General features: G+C 69.0%; 22 protein-coding genes and 2 pseudogenes. 9 read left to right on the forward strand and 15 right to left on the reverse strand.

The features are described 5' to 3' along the window. The 8 genes and pseudogenes from IBL25_RS15890 to IBL25_RS15925 all read left to right on the forward strand — a co-directional run. Positions 1–520: pseudogene (locus IBL25_RS15890) on the forward strand (hypothetical protein); the annotation flags it as partial. A 40-nt stretch (positions 521–560) separates the two neighbouring features. Next, positions 561–1,028 (forward strand): RidA family protein, encoded by a 468-nt coding sequence (locus IBL25_RS15895; protein ID WP_120641133.1) that lies wholly within the window; start codon positions 561–563, stop codon positions 1,026–1,028. Further along, positions 1,028–1,465: a GNAT family N-acetyltransferase gene (locus IBL25_RS15900; protein WP_238940470.1), complete on the forward strand. Its 438-nt coding sequence runs from the start codon at positions 1,028–1,030 to the stop codon at positions 1,463–1,465. Before IBL25_RS15895 ends, IBL25_RS15900 begins: the two co-directional genes overlap by 1 nt. A gap of 61 nt (positions 1,466–1,526) precedes the next feature. Further along, positions 1,527–2,936: a YcjX family protein gene (locus tag IBL25_RS15905; protein ID WP_367615621.1), complete on the forward strand. Its 1,410-nt coding sequence runs from the start codon at positions 1,527–1,529 to the stop codon at positions 2,934–2,936. Further along, positions 2,933–3,886, forward strand: a complete 954-nt coding sequence (locus tag IBL25_RS27595; RefSeq protein ID WP_187779523.1) for a DUF697 domain-containing protein — start codon at positions 2,933–2,935, stop codon at positions 3,884–3,886. Before IBL25_RS15905 ends, IBL25_RS27595 begins: the two co-directional genes overlap by 4 nt. A gap of 20 nt (positions 3,887–3,906) precedes the next feature. Continuing rightward, complete coding sequence (locus IBL25_RS15915; protein ID WP_187779524.1) at positions 3,907–5,058, forward strand: GNAT family N-acetyltransferase; 1,152 nt, start codon at positions 3,907–3,909, stop codon at positions 5,056–5,058. Between the two features lie 126 nt (positions 5,059–5,184). Further along, the gene (locus tag IBL25_RS15920) at positions 5,185–6,060 is read left to right on the forward strand and encodes a DMT family transporter (protein ID WP_238940471.1); all 876 of its coding nucleotides are present in this window, start codon (positions 5,185–5,187) and stop codon (positions 6,058–6,060) included. Continuing rightward, entirely contained in the window at positions 6,057–6,635 is a 579-nt protein-coding gene (locus IBL25_RS15925) for a hypothetical protein (protein ID WP_187779525.1), read from the forward strand. The genes IBL25_RS15920 and IBL25_RS15925 overlap by 4 nt, the downstream gene beginning before the upstream one ends. Here IBL25_RS15925 and IBL25_RS15930 read toward each other — a convergent pair. From IBL25_RS15930 to IBL25_RS15965, 9 genes and pseudogenes are all read right to left on the reverse strand, one after another. Beyond that, a complete protein-coding gene (locus tag IBL25_RS15930) occupies positions 6,606–7,130 on the reverse strand; it encodes a DUF1269 domain-containing protein (protein ID WP_187779526.1) in 525 nt (174 codons plus the stop codon). The genes IBL25_RS15925 and IBL25_RS15930 overlap by 30 nt on opposite strands. 22 nt (positions 7,131–7,152) lie before the next feature. Then, positions 7,153–9,225: an AI-2E family transporter gene (locus tag IBL25_RS15935; protein WP_187779527.1), complete on the reverse strand. Its 2,073-nt coding sequence runs from the start codon at positions 9,223–9,225 to the stop codon at positions 7,153–7,155. Between the two features lie 112 nt (positions 9,226–9,337). Next, complete coding sequence (locus IBL25_RS15940) at positions 9,338–10,117, reverse strand: hypothetical protein (protein ID WP_187779528.1); 780 nt, start codon at positions 10,115–10,117, stop codon at positions 9,338–9,340. Between the two features lie 97 nt (positions 10,118–10,214). After that, positions 10,215–10,553: a Grx4 family monothiol glutaredoxin gene (grxD, locus tag IBL25_RS15945; protein WP_187779529.1), complete on the reverse strand. Its 339-nt coding sequence runs from the start codon at positions 10,551–10,553 to the stop codon at positions 10,215–10,217. Between the two features lie 12 nt (positions 10,554–10,565). After that, positions 10,566–10,796, reverse strand: a complete 231-nt coding sequence (locus IBL25_RS15950; protein WP_120639218.1) for a BolA family protein — start codon at positions 10,794–10,796, stop codon at positions 10,566–10,568. A gap of 64 nt (positions 10,797–10,860) precedes the next feature. Beyond that, positions 10,861–13,068, reverse strand: coding sequence for a phosphoribosylformylglycinamidine synthase subunit PurL (gene purL, locus IBL25_RS15955; protein ID WP_187779530.1), 2,208 nt, complete (start codon positions 13,066–13,068; stop codon positions 10,861–10,863). A gap of 59 nt (positions 13,069–13,127) precedes the next feature. After that, positions 13,128–13,553 carry a transposase gene (locus tag IBL25_RS26955; protein WP_238940472.1) on the reverse strand — a complete coding sequence of 142 codons (426 nt, stop codon included), beginning with the start codon at positions 13,551–13,553 and terminating at the stop codon, positions 13,128–13,130. Positions 13,554–13,570: 17 nt separating this feature from the next. Continuing rightward, positions 13,571–13,720: pseudogene (locus tag IBL25_RS27600) on the reverse strand (transposase); the annotation flags it as partial. Between the two features lie 48 nt (positions 13,721–13,768). Continuing rightward, complete coding sequence (locus tag IBL25_RS15965; protein ID WP_187779532.1) at positions 13,769–14,503, reverse strand: hypothetical protein; 735 nt, start codon at positions 14,501–14,503, stop codon at positions 13,769–13,771. A gap of 325 nt (positions 14,504–14,828) precedes the next feature. Here IBL25_RS15965 and IBL25_RS15970 point away from each other — a divergent pair, with 325 nt between their 5' ends. Beyond that, the gene (locus tag IBL25_RS15970) at positions 14,829–15,902 is read left to right on the forward strand and encodes an SDR family oxidoreductase (protein ID WP_187779533.1); all 1,074 of its coding nucleotides are present in this window, start codon (positions 14,829–14,831) and stop codon (positions 15,900–15,902) included. Between the two features lie 293 nt (positions 15,903–16,195). On the opposite strand, the gene purQ is transcribed toward IBL25_RS15970, so the two are convergent. From purQ to IBL25_RS16000, 6 genes are all read right to left on the reverse strand, one after another. After that, positions 16,196–16,894, reverse strand: coding sequence for a phosphoribosylformylglycinamidine synthase subunit PurQ (gene purQ, locus IBL25_RS15975; RefSeq protein WP_187779534.1), 699 nt, complete (start codon positions 16,892–16,894; stop codon positions 16,196–16,198). After that, positions 16,891–17,328 carry a hypothetical protein gene (locus tag IBL25_RS15980; RefSeq protein ID WP_187779535.1) on the reverse strand — a complete coding sequence of 146 codons (438 nt, stop codon included), beginning with the start codon at positions 17,326–17,328 and terminating at the stop codon, positions 16,891–16,893. The genes purQ and IBL25_RS15980 overlap by 4 nt, the downstream gene beginning before the upstream one ends. Beyond that, positions 17,316–17,564: a hypothetical protein gene (locus tag IBL25_RS15985; protein ID WP_187779536.1), complete on the reverse strand. Its 249-nt coding sequence runs from the start codon at positions 17,562–17,564 to the stop codon at positions 17,316–17,318. Before IBL25_RS15985 ends, IBL25_RS15980 begins: the two co-directional genes overlap by 13 nt. Positions 17,565–17,592: 28 nt before the next feature. Next, positions 17,593–17,832 carry a phosphoribosylformylglycinamidine synthase subunit PurS gene (gene purS / locus IBL25_RS15990; protein ID WP_187779537.1) on the reverse strand — a complete coding sequence of 80 codons (240 nt, stop codon included), beginning with the start codon at positions 17,830–17,832 and terminating at the stop codon, positions 17,593–17,595. Further along, positions 17,832–18,596, reverse strand: coding sequence for a phosphoribosylaminoimidazolesuccinocarboxamide synthase (gene purC, locus IBL25_RS15995; RefSeq protein ID WP_187779538.1), 765 nt, complete (start codon positions 18,594–18,596; stop codon positions 17,832–17,834). The genes purS and purC overlap by 1 nt, the downstream gene beginning before the upstream one ends. 128 nt (positions 18,597–18,724) lie before the next feature. Then, positions 18,725–19,294: an NADPH-dependent FMN reductase gene (locus IBL25_RS16000; RefSeq protein ID WP_238940473.1), complete on the reverse strand. Its 570-nt coding sequence runs from the start codon at positions 19,292–19,294 to the stop codon at positions 18,725–18,727. Positions 19,295–19,406: the final 112 nt, after the last annotated feature.

The following is a 19,406-nucleotide window of genomic DNA, read 5'->3' on the forward strand; positions in this document are numbered from 1 at the left end:
GCAGCCGCAGCCGGCCCGCCCGCTGCCGCCGCCACGCCCGGCCACGGGCCGTGGGCAGCTCTGGCGCGTGACCCTGGCCGGCCACCGCGTGACCCTGACCACGACCGAGGCACCCGATGGCAGCCTGGCCAGCATCGGCCTGGCCATGGCGCGCGATGGCGCCGCCTTCCGCGGGCTGATGGACAGCTTCGTGCATGTGGTGAACCTCGGCCTCGCGCGCGGCATGCCGCTGTCGGACTATGTGCAGGCCGTGGCCTATGGCCAGGGCGGCCCCTGCGGCACCGTGGAAGGCGACCCGGAGATCCGCCGCGCCACCTCGGTGCTGGACTGGGCCTTCCGCCGCCTCGCCTTCGCCTATCTCGATGGCGCCGAGGCCCGCCACCTCTGGCCCGACCCGTCCGAGGAAGACTGCGCCACCGGCACCGCCCCCGTGCGGGCCGATGCGCCGCAGTTGCCGCTGGCGCTGCCCGCCAAGCCCAGCCCGGCCGCCCGGCGGGGCCGGTTGCGGCTGGTGGGCTGAACCCCTTTCTCGCTGACCTCTTCTGCCTCAGGAGCGCCTCATGACCGGAACCGTTGAAGGGCGCCTTGCCGCGCTCGGCATCACGCTGCCCACGCCGGCCGCGCCCATTGCCAATTATGTCGGCTTCAACTTCGCCGGCCCGAACCTGCTGGTGGTTTCCGGCCAGATCCCGCTGGTGGAGGGCAAGATCGCCTGCACCGGCAAGGTCGGCGCCGGGGTCTCGGTGGAGCAGGCCACGGCGGCCGCCCGCATCTGCCTGATCAATGTGGTGGCGCAGGTGAAGGCGGCGGTGGGCGACCTGGACCGCGTGAAGCGCGTGGTGCGCCTGGGCGGCTTCATCGCCGCCGGGCCGGAATTCACCCAGCATGCGCTGGTGATGAACGGCGCCTCCGACCTCGCGGTGGAAGTGTTCGGCGAGGCCGGGCGGCATGCTCGCTCCACCATTGGTGTGCCCTCCCTGCCTGGGGATGCGGCGGTCGAGGTGGAAGGCATGTTCGAGATCGCCTGATGATGCTCGCTGAACTGGAGGTCACCGACAGCGCCGACCCCGCCATCGGGCAGGCCTTGCTGGAAGGGTTGCTGGGACACAATGCCCGCTTCGCCGGGGCGCCGGAGAGCCGGCCGCTCTCCGTCGTGGTGCGGGACCCGGCCTCCGGCGCGGTGCGGGGCGGCCTGACCGGCCGTACCCGCTATGGCTGGCTCTATGTCGATACCTTCTATCTGCCGGAGGACCTGCGCGGCGGCGGGCAGGGCGCCCGCATCCTGGGCGCGGCGGAGGAGGAGGCACGGGCACGCGGCTGCGTCGGCAGCTACCTGGACACGCTGAGCTTCCAGGCCGCCGGCTTCTACGAGAAGCAGGGCTACCACCGCATCGGCACCCTGCCGGACTACCCACGCCCCGGCCAGGCCAAGTATTTCTACATGAAGCGCTTCGCCGCCGCCTGAGCCTTGCCGCGCGCCTCTCGCATCCGCACATCTGCGGCGGCCTGCAAGCGGGGGTGAATGCGTGTCCGGACTGCTGAGGATCGGCGAGGAACTGAGCAGCGGCGCCGTCCGCCTCGTCACCGACATGGCCGACGAGGCCGAGCGGCTGCTCAACGAGACCACGCTGCGCGTCGCCATCACCGGTCTCAGCCGCTCCGGCAAGACGGTCTTCATCACCTCGCTCATCGCCAATCTGCTGGCCATGGGGCGGGGGCGGCAGACCCTGCCGGCGCTTTCCGCGCTGCTGGAACGCCAGGGCACGGTGCTGCGCGGCGTGCGGCTGGAGCCTGCCGGTACCCAGGCGCTGGACTGGTTCGATGCCGCCGACAAGATCCGCGACCTCGCCGGTGCGCGCCCGCATTGGCCGCCGCGCACCAGCGACCTCGCCAGCGCCAGCCTGACGCTGGAATTCAGCCGCAGCGGCCCGATGCGCCTGCTGGGCTCCCGCCGCGTGCGGCTGGACCTGCTGGATTATCCCGGCGAATGGCTGCTGGACCTGCCGCTGCTGGACCAGGATTTTGCCCAGTGGTCCGCCGCCACCCTGGCCCTGTTGCGGGCCGAGCCGCGCGCGGCGGTGGCGGGGGAGTTCCTGGATTTCGTCGCCGCCCTGGACCCCGCCGCCCCGGCGGATGAGGCCGTGGCCCGGCGCGGCTACCGCCTGTACCTGACGCTGCTGGAGCAGGCGCGGGACCGCTTCGGCCTGCGCTGGCTGCAGCCCGGCCGCTTCCTGCGCCCCGGCCCGCGCGGCGAGAGCCCGATGATGTGGTTCTTCCCCCTGCCCGGGGATGGCCCGGCGCCTTCCGGCAGCCTGCGGGACCTGCTGGCGCGGCGCTTCGTCGCCTATCGCGACGACATGCGGCAGAATTTCTTCGACCCATGGTTCGCCCGCTTCGACCGGCAGGTGGTGCTGGTGGATGTGCTGGGCGCGCTCTGGGCCGGGCAGGGGGCCTTCGAGGATACCCGCCATGCCGTGGCGCAGATCGCGGCGGCCTATGACGCGCGCTCCCGCTCCCGCTGGCTGGGCCTCTCCACCCTGAAGCGGGTGGGTTTCGTGGCCAGCAAGGCGGACCATGTGCCCGCCGCCCAGCGCCCGGCGCTGGAAAGCCTCTTCTCCGCCATGATGGCCACGGCCGGCGAGGACCGCCGCACCACCAGCCACCGCGCCATCGCCGCCCTGCGCTGCACCGAGGATGCCACGCATGACGGCCTGCCCGTGGTGCTGGGCGTGCCGCTGGGCGAGGAACGGCGCCGTCCCTTCCGCCCCGGCCATATCCCTTCCGCCCCGCCGCCGCCGGGCGACCCCTTCTGGTCGCGGCCCTTTTTCGAACTGCCTGCCCTGCGCCCCCCGCTGATCGACCCCGATGGCCGGGACGGCCTGCCCCATCTGGGCCTGGACACGCTGCTGGCTTGGCTGCTGGAGGATGCCCTGTGACCCCGCAAACCCCCGGCTGGGCTGACGAGCCCGAAGCCCCTCAGCCCACCCGCACCGCCACCGCCGCCCCACCGCCGCCCGAACTCGGCCCGGAGCTGCTGGACCTCGATTTCGGCGGCCCCATCGAGCATGGCGTGCCGGCGGTGATCGACCGGCCGATGGAGAAGCCGCCCTCCTGGTTCGGGGCGCTGGGGCTGCTGGCGGGGGCGGGGGCGGCGCTGGTGCTGGGCACCTTCGGGCTCGGCCTCGCGCTGATGCTGCGGGACCTTTTCGCCACCTCCCCGGTGCTGGGCTGGCTTGGCGCGGCGCTGGGCGCGGGCGCCGGCGGCGCGGTGCTGCTGGCGCTGGGGCGTGAATGGCGTGCCCTGCGCCGCCTGAAGGCGCTGGACCAACTGGCGCGGGACCTGCGCACCACCCCCGGCACCGCCGCCCCGCCCGCAGCCCTGCTGCAATGGGCGCAGGACGTGGGCAAGCGCGTGCCGGAAGCCGTGCCTGCCGCCGCCCAGATGCTGCGCGCCACCACGCTGGAGGAAGCCCTGGGCCTGATGAACACCGCCCTGCTGCCGGTGCTGGATGCGCGGGTGAAGGCGCTGGGCTGGCAATCCGCCCGGCAGGTCTTCGTGGTCACGGCCATCCTGCCCTCGCCGGCCATGGATGCGGCGGCCATGTCGCTGCTGGGCCTGCGGCTGATGCGGCAGGTGGCGGTGCTGCATGGGCTACGCCCCGGCGCCGCCATGCTCTGGCGGCTGCTGCGGCGCCTGACGGTCTCCGCCGGCCTGACCGCCGGGGCCGATCTGGTGGCCGAGGCCGGGGCCGAGCAGGTGGTCCATGGCCTGGCCTCCAAGGTGGTCGGCGGCGCGGCCGGCGCCACCATCGCCGCGCGGCGCATGCTGCGGCTGGCTGGCGCCACCGCCGAAGCCTGCCGCCCTGGTGGTGACAGCCGGCGCTGAGCCGCCATATCTCTTCCGATATGGCAGACCACCAGACCGAACTGACCCTGCGGCTGCATCCGGCGATCGCCGAGATCCCAGCCGCGGAATGGGATGCCTGCGCCGGTGACGGCAATCCCTTCGTCAGCCATGCCTTCCTGCTGGCACTGGAGGAATCCGGCTCCGCCAGCGCCCGCACCGGATGGCTGCCGCAGCATGCCGCGCTGCGCGACCCGGCGGGGCGGCTGGTGGCCGTGGCCCCCGCCTATGCCAAGGGTCATTCCTATGGCGAATATGTCTTTGACCACGCCTGGGCCAATGCCTTCGAGCGTGCGGGGGGGCGCTACTACCCCAAGCTGCAAGTGGCTTCCCCCTTCAGCCCGGTGCCCGGCCCCCGCCTGCTGGCGCGGGACGCCACCCTGCAATCCGCCCTGGCCGGCGCGCTGGCGCAGGCGACCGAGGCGCTCGACCTGTCCTCCTGCCACGTCACCTTCTGCACCGAAGCCGAGTGGAACACCCTGGGCGAGGCCGGCTGGCTGCGCCGCCTCGGCACCCAGTTCCATTGGCACAACAACGGCTATGCCGATTTCGAGGGCTTCCTCGCCGCCCTGTCTTCCCGCAAGCGCAAGAGCATCCGGCGGGAGCGGCGGGACGCGCAATCCGCAGGCCTGACCTTCCGCGCCCTGCGCGGCACCGAGATCACGCCGCGGCACTGGAAGACCTTCCACAAGTGCTACATGGACACGGTGGACCGGAAATGGGGCAGCGCCTACCTGACCGCCCGCTTCTGGCCCCTGCTGGCCGAGCGCCTGGGCGACCGCGTGGTGCTGATGGTGGCGGAACGCGATGGCGAGCCCGTGGCCGGCGCCCTGAACCTGATGGGCAAGGATGCCCTCTATGGCCGCAACTGGGGCTCCCTGGTGGAGGCGCCCTTCCTGCATTTCGAACTCTGCTATTACCAGGCCATCGACTTCGCCATCGCCCATGGCCTTTCCCGCGTCGAGGCCGGTGCCCAGGGCGAGCACAAGATCCAGCGCGGCTACCTGCCTTCGCCCACCTATTCCGCCCATTTCATCCCGCATGGCGGGCTGCGGCGCGCGGTGGCGGAGTTCCTGGAACAGGAACGGCCCGCCATGCTGGAGCATATGGCGGAACTGGCCAGCCTCTCGCCTTTCCGGCAGGAAGGGGACTGAAGGCCGGGGAATGAATTCCCCGGACCCCTTCTTTTTTCTTCGAGTTCAGGAATGCGGGGCTGCTGACGCCGTGCCAACCATGATGTGCCGCGGGCTGGCCCGGGCAGGGGCGCCAGAGCCCGCCGCATGCTGACAGCCTATGCCCAGCTCGCCAGCTCCATGGCGCTGGTGGGGGCCAATGTGGCGGTGGCCAAGCTGCTGGCCAATGCCCTGCCCATCGCCTTGATCGTCGGCCTGCGCTGCCTGCTGGCCTGCGTCATCCTCTGGCCGCTGGCGCGGCTGCGGGAAGGGCGGGTGCGGCCGTCTCCCGCCGCGCTGCGCAACCTGGCGCTGCAGGCGGCGCTGGGCACGCTGCTCTACAACGCGGCGCTGCTCACCGGTCTGCGCTTCACCACGGCGCTGGAGGCCGGGCTGGTGCTGGCCACCCTGCCGGCGGTGATCGCCCTCGGCTCCGCGCTCTGGCTGCGGGAACGGCTGGCGCCGCGCCAATGGGGGGCGGCGGCGCTGGCGGTGGGCGGCATGGCCGCCATCACCCTGGCCCGCACCGAGGCCTCCTCCGGCGGCAGCCTGCTGGGCAATGCACTGATCTTCATCGCCGTCTGCGGGGAAGGCGCCTATGTGCTGCTGGCCAAGCGCCTTTCCGGCCATCTGCCGGTGGTGACGGCCTCCTTCTGGATGCAGCTGTTTTCCGCCGGGATGCTGCTGCCCTTCTGCCTGCCGGTGCTGGGGGCGGCGGCGGCGCTGGCGGAGCCTGCCATCGCCGGGTTGTTGGTCTTCCATAGCATCACCGCCAGCGTGCTCTGCCTGCTGCTCTGGTATGCCGGGCTGCTGCGCGCCCCGGCCGGCGTCGCCGGAATTTTCACCACCTTTCTGCCCGCCACCTCCGCCGTGCTGGCGGTGCTGGTGCTGGGCGAGCATTTCTCCCGCTTCCACCTGCTCGGGCTGGCGCTGATGCTGGCCAGCATCGGCCTCGCGACCTGGCCGGAGAAGCGCCGCGCATGAGGGCCTGGCTCGCATGCACCGGGCAGGAGCTCCGGGCCGCGAAGCCAGGGGATCTGGCGGCCAAACTGGCTGTCACCCAGTCCCGCCGCTTCCGTGGTGTGGGGCCTGAGCAGATCGACTCCTGGGCCGCCAGCCTGCACAGCCTGCGCGAAGCCGTTCTGCAGCCGGGCGGCGAGCACTGGCACATCCTGCTGGAATACGACCTGCTGCGGCTGGAGCGTCGCATCGACGCGGTGCTGCTGACCGACCGCGCCATTCTGGTGCTGGAGTTCAAGCACGGCGCCACCTCCTTCCGTGTGGAGGATCTGCGCCAGACGGAGGATTATGCCCTCGACCTGCGCGACTTCCATGCCGGCAGCCGGGCGCATCCGATTGTGCCGGTGCTGGTGGCCACCCATGCACCACCACCGCGGAATGACTGGCCACTGCCACTGCCCGGCGTGACCCCGGTGATGCGGGCCAGTGCCGTGACCTTGCCGCAGCTCGTGGCGCAGGCGCAGCGGCATTTCATGCCCACGACGCCACCGCTCGATGGCGCCGCTGATCTAGGCCGCTGCCCCGCCGCCGTTGGATAGCGCCTCCTGCAGCCGCTTCTCCTGATCGGGCGAGAGCGAGGTCCGCAGCACCCGGCCTTTCACATTGGCCAGTTCCGTCAGCACCTTCTCCGGCTGCGCCTTGCGCACCAGCACGAAGAGCGCCGAGGAATTGACGGGGATGGTCTCGCCCAGAGAGCGGATGAAATCGTCGTCGATGCCGTAATCCATCAGCGAACCGGAGATCGCGCCCGTGCTGGCCCCGATGGCGCCGCCCAGCACGAAGCCCGCCAGCGGGTTCGCGAAGAGCAGCCCCAGCAGCGCGCCCCAGAGGCCGCCCGAGGTCAGGCCGGAGGTGGCGCCGATGGCCGGCAGGTTGAAGCTCTGCTTCAGGTGCAGCTTGCCGTGCTCGTCGCGCACCACCACGACCGCATCCTCAAGGTCGATCAGGTATTCGCGCCGCAGCTGCGCCAGCCGCAGCAGCACCTTGTCGGCTTCGTCGGGCTTCTCGAAGCCCACCACGATCAGATCGGCCATCGCTCTCTTCTCCTAAGGAGGTTCACGCACGGCGGGCCATGGCTTCGGCGGGCACTGCCCGGCTATCGCCCGAAGCCTGCGGCGGCGGCACGTCATCAGGAAATTCCTCCCGCGCCACGCGGGCGCAGGCCAGCACCGCCTCACGTAGGGAGGAGACCAGGAAGCGCGCCCCAAGGGTGCGGCGCAACTCGTCATCCCTCAGCGCGGGATCGTCATCCTGCCAGATGCCGGCGAGCATCGGCACCTCCGGCGCCCGGCGGCGCAGCCGCTGCAGGAGGTAGCGCAGCCGCGACGGCGTGCCCTGCAGCTCCACCGAGCAGACGCAGACCATGCGCACCCCAGTCATCTCCAGCGTGCCGATCTCGCGGCGGGAGGCCGCCTGATGCGGCACCACCCGCCCGCCCAGGCCATGCTTGCGCAGGATCTGCGCCAGCAGCATGGCCGAGATCTCGTCCAGCGGCCCGCGCCCGGCGACGCAGAGGATGGCGCCTTCCTGCCGCCAGGGCTCCGGGATCTCCTCCGGCTCGGGCAGCTTGGCGCTGGGCTCGCGCGGCAGCTTCTGCTCGGAATTGGAAAGGCGCAGCATGCGGCTGGCGCCCTGCGACGGCGGCGGCGGCGGCGGGGGCTCGACATCGGTATGGTCCTGCAGGCCCTCCAGCAGGTCGATCACCGCCTCGCGGATACGCTCCAGTTGCTGCGGCGTCACCACGCCGCGGCGTACATCGGCGGCGGCCAGATGCAGGCCCTTCACCGCCACCTCGTCGTAATAGGAGCAGAGGGAACGGTCCTTGAGCAGCAGCTCCGCCTGTTCCTGCGCCTCGTCCGGGTCGCCGGCCAGGGTGCGCTGGTAGAAATTCTCCACCGGCGTCAGGGCCGGGCGGTCGCCCAGGATGACATCCAGGAATTCCAGCCGGTCGATATGCCGCCCCAGCACCACGAGGCAGAGCGTCAGCGGCGTGGACAGCAGCAGGCCGATCGGGCCCCAGATCCAGCTCCAGAAAATGGCCGCCAGCACCACCGAGACCGGGGACATGCCGGTGGAATGGCCATAGGCCAGCGGCTCGACGATATGGCCGATGAAGGGCTCGATGGCGAGGAAGAGGGCGGCGGTCCAGATCATCATGGACCAGCCGGGGTCCACCGCGGCGGCCAGCGCCACCGGCAGCACCGCGCCCAGGATGGCGCCGACATAGGGCACGAAGCGCAGCAGCCCCGCCAGGATGCCCCAGAGGATGGGGCTGGGCAGGCCGATGAGCAGCAGGCCCAGGGCGATGGTGCAGCCGAAGGCGGCGTTGATGGCCACCTGCGTCAGGAAATAGCGGCTGAGGCGGTAGGCGGCATCGTCCATCGCCACGGTGGTGCGGTGCAGGTCGCTGGAGCCGAAGAGGCGGATCAGCCGGTCACGCAGATCCTCCCGCTGCAGCAGCACGAAGATCGTGACGATCAGGATGATGCCGAGATGCGCCAGCGGGCTCAGCACCGGGGAGAGATAGATCTTCATCATCTCCAGCGGCGTGGGCTGCGGCTGGTGCACTTCCACCGGCAAAGGGGCGGCGGGCTGGCTCGGCTCGGGCCGGATGCTGGGCACGGTGGGCTGGGCCGCCGGCGGTGGGTTGTGCCGGAAGTCTCGGCCGGCCCGGTCCACCACCGCGTTGAGGCGGCCAATGGTCATGTCCTGCAAGGTATCGAGCTTGCGGCTGATGGTGGACTGGTAGCGCGGCAGGTCATCCGCCAGTTCGGCCAGCTGGTTGCCGATGACGCCGCCGATGGAGAGCAGAACGCCCAGCGCGATGAACACCGCCAGGATGACCGAGGGCACCCGCCCCAGCCGGGCGCGCCGCAGCAGGCGGATCAGCGGCGACAGCACCAGGGAGAGCAGGAAGGCGAGCGTCACCGGGATCAGCACGTCCCGGCCCAGGTAAAGGCCGGCCACGATGACCACGGCGCCCGCCAGCGTCGTCAGGCTGCGGGTATCCGGCATGGCGGGCGGCATCACTTTGGCCGCGCCCCGCCCCAGGGGCGCGATGGGGGAGATGCCGGAAGCGGAGGCCGTAGCGGTATTGGCATTGGGCTGGCGTGACGGCGAGTCCGGCATGGAGGCTCAGGCCTTGCGCTGGGTGGTGGCTGAAGTAACGCCCGTGGCCGGGAAAAGGTCGGGCCAGACCATGGGCTTTTTTCACGCGGCGGCCGGGCCTGTGGCGCCGCCCTCAGACCGGCAGGCGGTGGCACTGCATGCGCGCCCGCTGCCAGGAGAGCGCCACCACCACCACCAGCAAAGCCGCCGCGACCACAGCCACCAGCAGGTTCAGGTCACGGTCAACCGTATTGGCGACGATGATGCCCAGCAGCGCCCAGGCGAAGGCCGCCGCGTACCAGGGCGCGCCGCGCGCGGTCCAGAGCACGCCCAGCGCCAGCCCAGCGGCCGCCAGCAGGATCAGGATGGCGGCGAGGCTGCCGGCCATGCCCCCGTTCCCGATGATGCCGGACAGCACCGCCGCGCCGGCGATATTGACGAAGGTGGCGGCAGAGACCCAGCCGGCGAAGAGACCTGTGAGGGGATGGATGATCCAGGCATCCACCCAGCCCTGGCGCGGCTCGGTGCGTGCGATGAAGAAGGCCGTCAGCACACAGGCCAGCAGCACCAGGATCACCACCACCAGGTGCCAGCCATTGCCGGTGAGCTGCGAGAGCAGCATCCAGAGGTTGGAGCAGGCGAAGGCGCCCGCCAGCGGCCAGCCCAGCCGCCGCGCCGCCACGCTCTCCCGCCCCGCCGGCAGCGCCTGCCAGATGCCCCAGGCGATGGCGAGCGCGAAGATCACCCCCCAGATGGAGAAGGCATAGCCGGAAGGGGTGATGGGCGTCTCGGAACGGGCCGACATCTCCTGCATCGTCATGCCGATGCCGAAGACCGGCGCCAGGGCCCCCATCACCGGCTGCAGGATGGGCAGGACCAGGTTGAGGACGGTGCGGAGATTGTGGCTGGTCATGGAATGCGCGCCTCGGGCCAATTGCCTCGGCAACGCATCAGGGCCGCCAGGGTTGGCGGCGGCCGGCGGGGGGCAGCGGACCACCCCCCGGGAAGCATCAGGCGGCGGCCTGGTGGGGGATGCCCTTCTCGTCCAGCAGCGTCGCCAGCTCGCCGGACTGGAACATCTCCATGATGATGTCGCAGCCGCCCACGAACTCGCCCTTCACATAGAGCTGCGGGATGGTCGGCCAGTTGGTGAAGGACTTGATGCCCTCACGGATCTCGGGGTCCTCCAGCACGTTCACGCCCTTGAAGGGCACGCCCATGTGGGACAGGACCTGCACCGAGCGGGCCGAGAAGCCGCATTGCGGGAAGACCGGGGTGCCCTTCATGTAGAGCACCACGGGGTTCTCCGTGATCTCGGCCTGGATGCGGTCGAAGACGGGGTTGCTCATCGCAAGCGGTCCTTACGGGGCTGAGGTCTGGAGCGCGAGGGCATGCAGCTCACCGCCCATGCGGCCCTGCAGGGCGGCATAGACAAGCTGGTGCTGCTGCACGCGCGACTTGCCGCGGAAAGCCTCCGAGACCACGGAGGCGGCGTAATGGTCGCCATCCCCGGCCAGGTCCTGGATGACCACCTGGGCATCGGGCAGGGCCGCCTTGATATAGGCCTCGATTTCCGCCGGCTGCATCGCCATCGCGCGTGTTCCACTCCAGAGCAGGGGTGGCGGGCAGCGCGGGGGCTGCCCACCGGGTTCCATTTTAGCGGGCCATCAACGCCGGCAGGAAGGCTTCATGCGCGGCGTGGAGCTCATCCAGCGATATGGACTCGCCACCCGGCAGAACCAAGGCCTTGCCGCCACTGCGGCCGATGCGCGTGGCGGGAAGGCCCGCCGCCTTGGCCGCCTGGATGAAGGCCGTGGCATCGGCGGTGGCGACCACGTAGCGGCCCTGGTCCTCACCGAACCAGAAGGCATGGGCGGGGATGTGCTGCGGGGCGGCGGCCAGGGCGATGCCGGTCTCGCCCTCCATCGCCATCTCGGCGAGGGCCACCAGCAGCCCGCCATCCGCCACGTCGTGGCAGGCGGCGATGCGGCCGGAGAGGATGTTCTCGCGGATGAAGTCGCCGGTGCGGCGCTCGGCGGCGAGGTCCACCGGCGGGGGGGCGCCTTCCTCCCGGCCCGCGATCTCGCGCAGCCAGAGGGACTGGCCGAGCCAGCCGGCGGTCTCGCCCACCAGCACCAGCTCCTGGTCCTCGCGCAGCGCGTAGCCGATGGCCTTGGAGACATCCTCGATCACGCCCACGCCGCCGATGGCGGGGGTGGGCAGGATGCCCTTGCCTTCCGTCTCGTTGTAGAGGGAGACGTTGCCGGAGACGACCGGGAAGTCCAGCGCGATGCAGGCCGCGCCCATGCCGCGCACGGCGGCGGCGAACTGGCCCATGATCTCCGGCTTCTCGGGGTTGCCGAAGTTCATGTTGTCCGTGATGGCCAGCGGCTTGGCGCCGGTGGCGGTGATGTTGCGCCAGGCTTCCGCGACTGCCTGCTTGCCGCCTTCCTCCGGGTCCGCCGCGCAATAGCGGGGGGTGACGTCGGTGGTCATGGCGAGCGCGCGGTTGGTGTCCTCCAGCCGCACGATGGCGGCATCCGCGGCGCCGGGGCGCTTCACGGTCTGGCCACCCACGGTGCTGTCATACTGGTCCCAGATCCAGCGGCGGGAGCAGAGGTCGGGGGAGCCGACGAGCTTCACCAGCGCTTCCCCGATACCCATGGGGCTGGGGATATCGGCGTGGTTCAGGATGGGCTGCTTGGGGGTCTCGGCCGTCGGGCGCTGGTAGAGGGGCGCCTCGGATTCCAGGGGCGCGAGGGGGATGTCGGCTTCCAGCACGCCATTGTGCTTGATGACGATGTGGCCGGTGTCGGTCAGGTGGCCGATGACGGCGAAATCCAGCTCCCACTTGCGGAAGATGGCCTCGGCGATGTGCTCCTGACCCGGCTTCAGGATCATCAGCATGCGTTCCTGGCTTTCCGAGAGCATCATCTCGTAGGCCGACATGCCTTCCTCACGCTGCGGCACCAGTTCCATGTTCAGCTCGATGCCGACGCCGCCCTTGCCGGCCATCTCCACGCTGGAAGAGGTCAGGCCGGCGGCGCCCATGTCCTGGATGGCGACGATGACATCGGTCGCCATCAGTTCCATGCAGGCCTCGATCAGCAGCTTTTCCGAGTAGGGGTCGCCGACCTGGACGGTGGGGCGCTTTTCCTCGGAATCCGCGCTGAATTCGGCGGAGGACATGGTGGCGCCGTGGATGCCGTCACGCCCCGTCTTGGAACCCACATAGACCACGGGGTTGCCGATGCCGGCGGCGGCACTGAGAAAAATGCGGTCCTTGGGGGCGATGCCCACGGTCATGGCATTGACCAGCGGGTTGCCGTTGTAGGCGGGGTGGAAATTGACCTCGCCGCCCACGGTGGGGACGCCGACGCAATTGCCGTAGCCGCCGATGCCGCGCACCACGCCATCCAGCACCTGCTGCGTCTTGGGCAGCGAGGGGTCGCCGAAGCGGAGCGCGTTGAGGTTGGCGATGGGGCGGGCGCCCATGGTGAAGACATCGCGCAAAATACCGCCGACGCCGGTGGCGGCGCCCTGGTAGGGCTCGATGAAGGAGGGGTGGTTGTGGCTTTCCATCTTGAAGATGGCGGCCAGGCCTTCACCGATATCGATGACGCCCGCGTTCTCGCCCGGGCCGTGGATGACCCAGGGGGCCTTGGTGGGCAACTGCTTCAGCCAGTAGCGGCTGGACTTGTAGGAGCAGTGCTCGGACCACATGACCGAGAAGATGCCAAGCTCCGTCAACGACGGAGTGCGGCCGAGGATGGCCAGGGCACGCTCATACTCATCCGGCTTCAGGCCGAATTCGGCGGCGAGTTGCTTGGCGCGGTCGGGGGCGAGGAGGACGGGCGTCGACATGCCTGCCTTGTCAACACCCGCGCGCCCGTTGTCCAGGGGTGGTTTTGGCATGGCGGGGTTCATGCCCAGGCGAGCCGCACGGAACGGGGGATGCGGCGGCGCCCGGCGGCATCCCGGTGCAGGCGCCGCAGGGCGGCCAGCAGGCGGGCATGGCGTGTTTTGTGCCCGTATTCGCCCGATGGCGGCGGGGCGATTTTTACGCCAGCCAGGGTTTCGGACAAAAGCGGATCGGGCAGCAGCCAAGGCGGGCCGGGCAGGGCGCGGCGCAGGTTGAGGCGGCGGATGAGCACGAGGAAGGGCAGGCCGAGGATGCGGTGCGCGCGGCGGCAGGCGCGGAGAATTCTTTCCTCAAGCTGCCGCAGCGGGTGGCAGGGCGCGGCTTCCGCCAGTGCGTGCAGCAGCTTCTGCCATAGCCCGGCATGGGTGAGGCGGCGGAAGTAGCGGAGACGGTATCGGCCTTGCCGTAGCGCGCGGGGAGCGCGCACCACGGGAGGGTGGAGGTGGCGATGAAGAAGATGGCCTCCATCCGCTTCCGGTGTTCCTCCATGCGACGGCCTTGCGGCGCGCGGGGAAGGAGGTAGGGGAGGAGGGCAGACCATTGTAAGTCAGTGATGAGGTTCGGCAGAGAGTGTGGACCACGCGGAACATCCATAGGAATAATATCACATATTCTCGCCCTTTCGTCAAGGCCAATGAGCGCTTATTTTTTTCGCGTCATGGTAGGTTTAAACCTACTGTCCAAGTAATCTGTAATTTTGTCTCCAGCAAAATCAATAAAAGAGCCAAAAAAAGTTCTTTTTCTAAGAATAGATCTTATTCTTCTCGCGCAGACATTCTTGACGTTATTAAGTCTTTTTGTATATTCATCTTCCTCATATTCGTACATAAAGCCGAAATATAAGTTGTTAGATCTCGCAATTTTGTCGGCTTCCGCAGGGGTTGCTGTCCTAGTCTTCAAGAAATCTGGAAGACCCTCATCCAGATAAAGTCCAAGTTGTCCGATTAACTCATCATACTCGTCCACTATAGAGTAGTCCATTTTGAACCATCTAGACTCCCCCTTGAAGGAAACTAGAGGCATTCTTCCAATGTAAAACTCAGAAAGTATAAATTTTTCCCTGAATGAGCGGAAGTTATTTCTGACATTCTGGAATTTAATATTGGCGTCTTGATAGAATGGCGCTCGAGATATATAGTAAGCAGGTCCTATTTCCCGATTGGACTGACCGCTGAATCCCGAGGGAAATGCCATGCGGGCCTCTTTTATACTTTTATCGAGTTCCCAAAGTAAAGTAAGGCATTCCTCAGCGAGTTGGACCTGCCTTGTTCCTAAAGTGTTATGTCTCCATGCTCGTAGTGCAAAGATAGCAGCTCCTACTGTAGCTAACCCTTGAACGGCTCCGCCATAAATTGCAGCTTGAATTGTAGGGTCCATGTAGGTCCTGCCATACCAAATTTGCGCATTCATAAGTCTAAAGCTTTGACTGAAATTAGCCTAGCTGAAGCGTTCTATTTAAATTTATAATCCAAAATGAAATAAATTTCGTCGTTTCCGCAAAAAATGGAATATAGAAAATGGTGTTTGTAGCTGGATAAAACAAATATTCGCGTTGTTGCCTCTCTTCGCTATGCCTGATTTTGTCACTACTTGCGCCGCGCCCTGTGACCGGCGGCGCGCCTAGCGCAACGGGCGGGTGGGCCTAGCTGTGATCCGGTGCCCCTGCTCTCGCGGGGGCTGATCGAGGAAGGATCGCGCGCCCATGACGTCTCATTCCCGTTCCGGCCCTGGGTTGCTGTCCTTGTTGCCGTTGCTGCCGCTGGCGCCCCTGGCGGCGCCGCTGGCCGTGTTGGCGGTGGGGGCTTTCGTGCTCTCCGGCTGCGCGGCGGGGGGTGCGCTTTCGGCGCAGGAGGGGCAGCGGAAGGTGGCGGGGCGGGTGTTCGTCGTCACCGGGGCGTCCAGCGGGTTGGGGCGCGGGGTGGCGGTGAAGCTGGGCGGCTATGGCGCCAGCGTGGTGCTGGCGGCGCGGCGGGCGGCGGTGCTGGAGGAAGTGGCGGCCGAGGTGCGGGCGGCGGGCGGGCAGGCGCTGGTGGTGCCGACCGATGTGTCGGACCCTGATGCGGTGCGCCGGCTGGCGGAGCAGGCGGTAGGGCGCTTCGGGCATATCGATGTCTGGGTGAACAATGCGGGCATTGGCGTGATTGGGCGGTTCGAGGATGTGCCGGTGGAGGACCATGCCCGCACGGTGGATGTGAACCTGAAGGGCGTGATCTATGGCAGCCATGCGGCGCTGCGGCAGTTCCGCGCGCAGGGGCATGGGGTGCTGGTGAATGTGGGCTCGGTGGAGAGCCACCTGGCCATGCCGTACCAGGCCAGTTACGCGGCCACGAAGCACGCCATTCTGGGGCTGGGCCATGCGTTGCGGCAGGAGCTGCGGCTGGCGGGGCAGACGCGCATCCAGGTGGCGACGGTGTTGCCCTGGGGCATCGATACGCCGTGGTGGGAGGTGGCGGCGAATTACAGCGGCCGTTCCCCGCGCATCCGGCCGATGGATGGGCCGGAGGATACGGTGGATGCCGTTATTCATGCCGCGCTGTATCCGCGGCGGGAGATTCCGGTGGGCTTCAAGGCGGAGGGGGCGGTGCTGGCGCACCAGGTGATGCCGGCGCTGGTGGAGCGGCTGGGGGCGGATGCCTTCCACGGCAGCATGGAATCGGCGCCGCCGGCGCCGGACCGGGTGGGCGCGATTTACGAGCCGATCGAGCAGGGGGTGCCGACCGGGGTGGAAGGCGGCGTGCGGGCGCGCATGGCGCGGGAGGATGCGGAGCGGCGCTGAGGGCGCCGGGGGGGCCGCGCCGGCGGTGGGGCCGGCGCGGCGGGCGTGGCTTCAGAAGCCGATGACGCCGGTGACCCAGAGCAGGATGACGATGATGCCCGGGACGCCGAGGAACCAGAGGAGCAGCGGCATGGGTCGTCCTTTCAACGGTTCTGTTCAACACGCCTGGTGATCAGGCGGCGTGGGCATAACCGTTGAGGGATGACAGTTGTTTCACCTGCCGCGCGCTTTGCACCAAGATTTGCGCGCTCTGCGCGCGCCCCGGTGGTGGCGGGGGCGCGGCGCGGCGGTGGTCAGGCGGTGGCGAGGGTTTCGGTGATGGAGCGGAAGAGGGGCAGGCCGTCCTCGCCGCCCATCAGCGGGTCCACCAGGTCCTCGGGGTGGGGCATCATGCCGAGGATGCGGCGGTTCTCGGAGACGATGCCGGCGATGTTGTTGCGGGCGCCGTTGCGGTTGGCGGCCTCGGTGGGCTGGCCTTCGGCGTCCACGTAGCGGAAGACCACGCGGCCTTCGCCTTCCAGGCGGTCCAGGGTGGCGTCGTCGGCGAAGTAGTTGCCGTCGCCATGGGCCATGGGCGCGCGGAAGATTTCGCCCTGTTGCCACTGGCTGGTGAAGGGGGTGTCGGTGCGCTCCACCCGCAGGTTGCAGTCCATGGAGAGGAAGCGGAGGGAGGCGTTGCGCAGCAGGGCGCCGGGGAGGAGGCCGGATTCGGCCAGGATCTGGAAGCCGTTGCAGACGCCGAGGATATGGCCGCCGCGCGCCGCGTGGTCGTGGATGGCGGACATGATGGGGGAGCGTGCGGCCATGGCGCCGCAGCGCAGGTAGTCGCCGTGCGAGAAGCCGCCGGGCAGCACCACGAGGTCGGTGCCGGCGGGCAGGCTGGTTTCCGTGTGGAAGACCATGGCGGGCTTGCGGCCGCTGGCCTTTTGCAGGGCGATGGCCATGTCGCGTTCCCGGTTGGTGCCGGGGAAGATGATGATGGCGGCGTTCATGTCGGGCGGGCCTCTGTGGCAGGGGCGGCGTCGGGGGAGGGGGTGGGCGCGCAGGGCAGGGGCGGTGCCGTGCGGCCGGTGGTGAGGGCGGTTTCCAGCACCGGGGCCCAGGGGGCGTCGGCGGGGGTGTCCTTCAGCGCCAGGGCGGCCCATTCCGCCAGTGGGGCGGGGGGCGGCAGGCAGAGGCCGAGGGCGGGCTCGCGTTCGGAAAGGTTCCGGATGAAGTGGCCGACAAAGGCGGCGCAGTCCTTCCGGGCACTGCCCCAGCCGTGGCAGAGGTTGGCCAGCGGCCCGGCCTGGGTGGCGGCGGGCGAATTGGCGCCGGACTGGATGCGCGGCAGGCCCGGGTCGCGCCCCGGCAGGGCGGCGATCACGGCCAGGGCCACGGCGGCCAGCCCCAGCATGGGCAGCAGGCTGCGGGTTATCCGAACCATACGCGGATCCAGTGCAGGCCGCCGATCAGCACGATGGTGGCCACGGCGGCGATGGCGGCGGCGGTGACCCAGCGGTCGATGCCCGCCTTGCCGCGCGCCACCAGCCCCATGCGCTGCTGCCGGGCGCGGCGCTCGGCCGTCAGGGCGGGGTTGCCCAGGCGGTTCTCGCGCCAGCGCAGGCCCATGCCGATCAGCACGGTCAGCAGCAGCATCAGCAGCAGGGAGGCTTTCACCATGTGCCCATGCCTCCCCGGCTGTGCCCGTTCAGGCCAGTTCGACCTTGAAGGACTCGATGACGGTATTGGCCAGCAGGCGGCGGGCCATGTCCTCGGCCACGGCGCGGGCCTTGGCCGGGTCGGTCTCGGCCAGTTCCAGCTCGATCACCTTGCCGGCCCGCACCTCGCCCACGCCCTGGAAGCCCAGGGTGCCCAGCGCATGGCCGATGGCCTTGCCCTGCGGGTCCAGCACGCCGTTCTTCGGCATGACCGTCACATAAGCCTTCATTATTGCATGACCTCCGGGCCCTTCATGTCGCGCGCGCCGGCCTCGGGCGTGATGCCGAGGCGGGAGGCGACTTCCTGATACGCTTCCTCGACCTTGCCGAGGTCGCGGCGGAAGCGGTCCTTGTCCATCTTCTCGCCGGTCTTGGCGTCCCAGAGGCGGCAATTGTCCGGGCTGATCTCGTCGGCCAGCACGACGCGCATCTCGTCGTTCTCATAGAGGCGGCCGAATTCCAGCTTGAAGTCCACCAGCACGATGCCGACGCCGAGGAAGAGCCCGCAGAGGAAGTCGTTGATGCGCAGCGCCAGCGCCACCATGTCGTCCAGGTCCTGCGTGGAGGCCCAGCCGAAGCAGGTGATGTGCTCTTCCGAGACCATGGGGTCCTGGAGGCCGTCGTTCTTGTAGTAATACTCGACGATCGAGCGCGGCAGGCGCGTGCCTTCCTGGATGCCGAGGCGCGTGGAGAGCGAGCCCGCCGCCACGTTGCGCACCACCACCTCCAGCGGGATGATCTCCACCTCGCGGATCAGCTGCTCGCGCATGTTCAGGCGGCGGATGAAATGGGTGGGCACGCCGATCTCGCCCAGGCGCAGCATCAGGTACTCGCTGATGCGGTTGTTCAGCACGCCCTTGCCGGTGATGATGCCCTTCTTGGTGCCGTTGCCGGCGGTGGCGTCGTCCTTGAAGTATTGCACCAGCGTGCCGGGCTCCGGGCCCTCGAACAGGACCTTGGCCTTACCTTCATAGAGCTGCCGGCGACGCGCCATGATGCGGGAATCCTTATCGACGCCGGGAACGGGGGCCGGCGGTCCGTGGGGGCGTATAGCAAAAGGGGGCGTCATGCGCCAACCGGCAGCACCGCCCCCCAGCCATGCAAGCGCCCCGGCGCCGCGCCTCAGCGCAGGCCCTGCTGCCGGATCCAGCCCGCGAAACGGCCCAGGAAGCCGGTCAGGAAGGCCTTGGTGCCTTCGTTGGTGATGTTGAACTCCGCGTCCACCAGCCCTTCCTTGAACTGGATATAAACCTCGGGCTGCCCCAGCACCTGCATGTCCAGCACCGTCATGACGGCACGCATCTGCTGCTGCGCCGCCGCCGTGCCCACCGCGCCGGGGGAGGCGCCGATGCTGGCCGCGGGCTTCCCCGCCAGGCAGGCCTTGCCATAGGGGCGGGAGCCCCAGTCCAGTGCGTTCTTCATCGGCGCGGGGATGGAGCGGTTGTATTCCGGCGTCACGAAGAGCACCGCATCCGCCGCGCCCACCGCCGCGCGGAAGGCATCCGCCGCCGGGGTGCTGCCATCGATATCGGGGTTGTAGAGCGGCAGGCCACCGATGGGGACGATGGTCAGCTCCATCGCCGGCGCGGCCAGCCTGGCCAGGGCGCGGGCGAGCTGCTCGTTGATGGAACCCTGGCGCAGGCTGCCGACAATGACAGCGACTTTATGCGGGGCGGCGGCGGTCATGCTCATGAGGCGCGATCCTTTGCGGTGCTGCTCGGCGAGATGGGCGCGGGCGTCGCCTTCGGTAAGGGCCGCCGGCGCCGCGGCGGCTCAGGCCGCGTCGGGCTGCCGGGCGGCGCGC

This window comes from Pseudoroseomonas ludipueritiae (assembly GCF_014490445.1).
In the GTDB taxonomy this organism is placed as follows: domain Bacteria; phylum Pseudomonadota; class Alphaproteobacteria; order Acetobacterales; family Acetobacteraceae; genus Pseudoroseomonas; species Pseudoroseomonas ludipueritiae.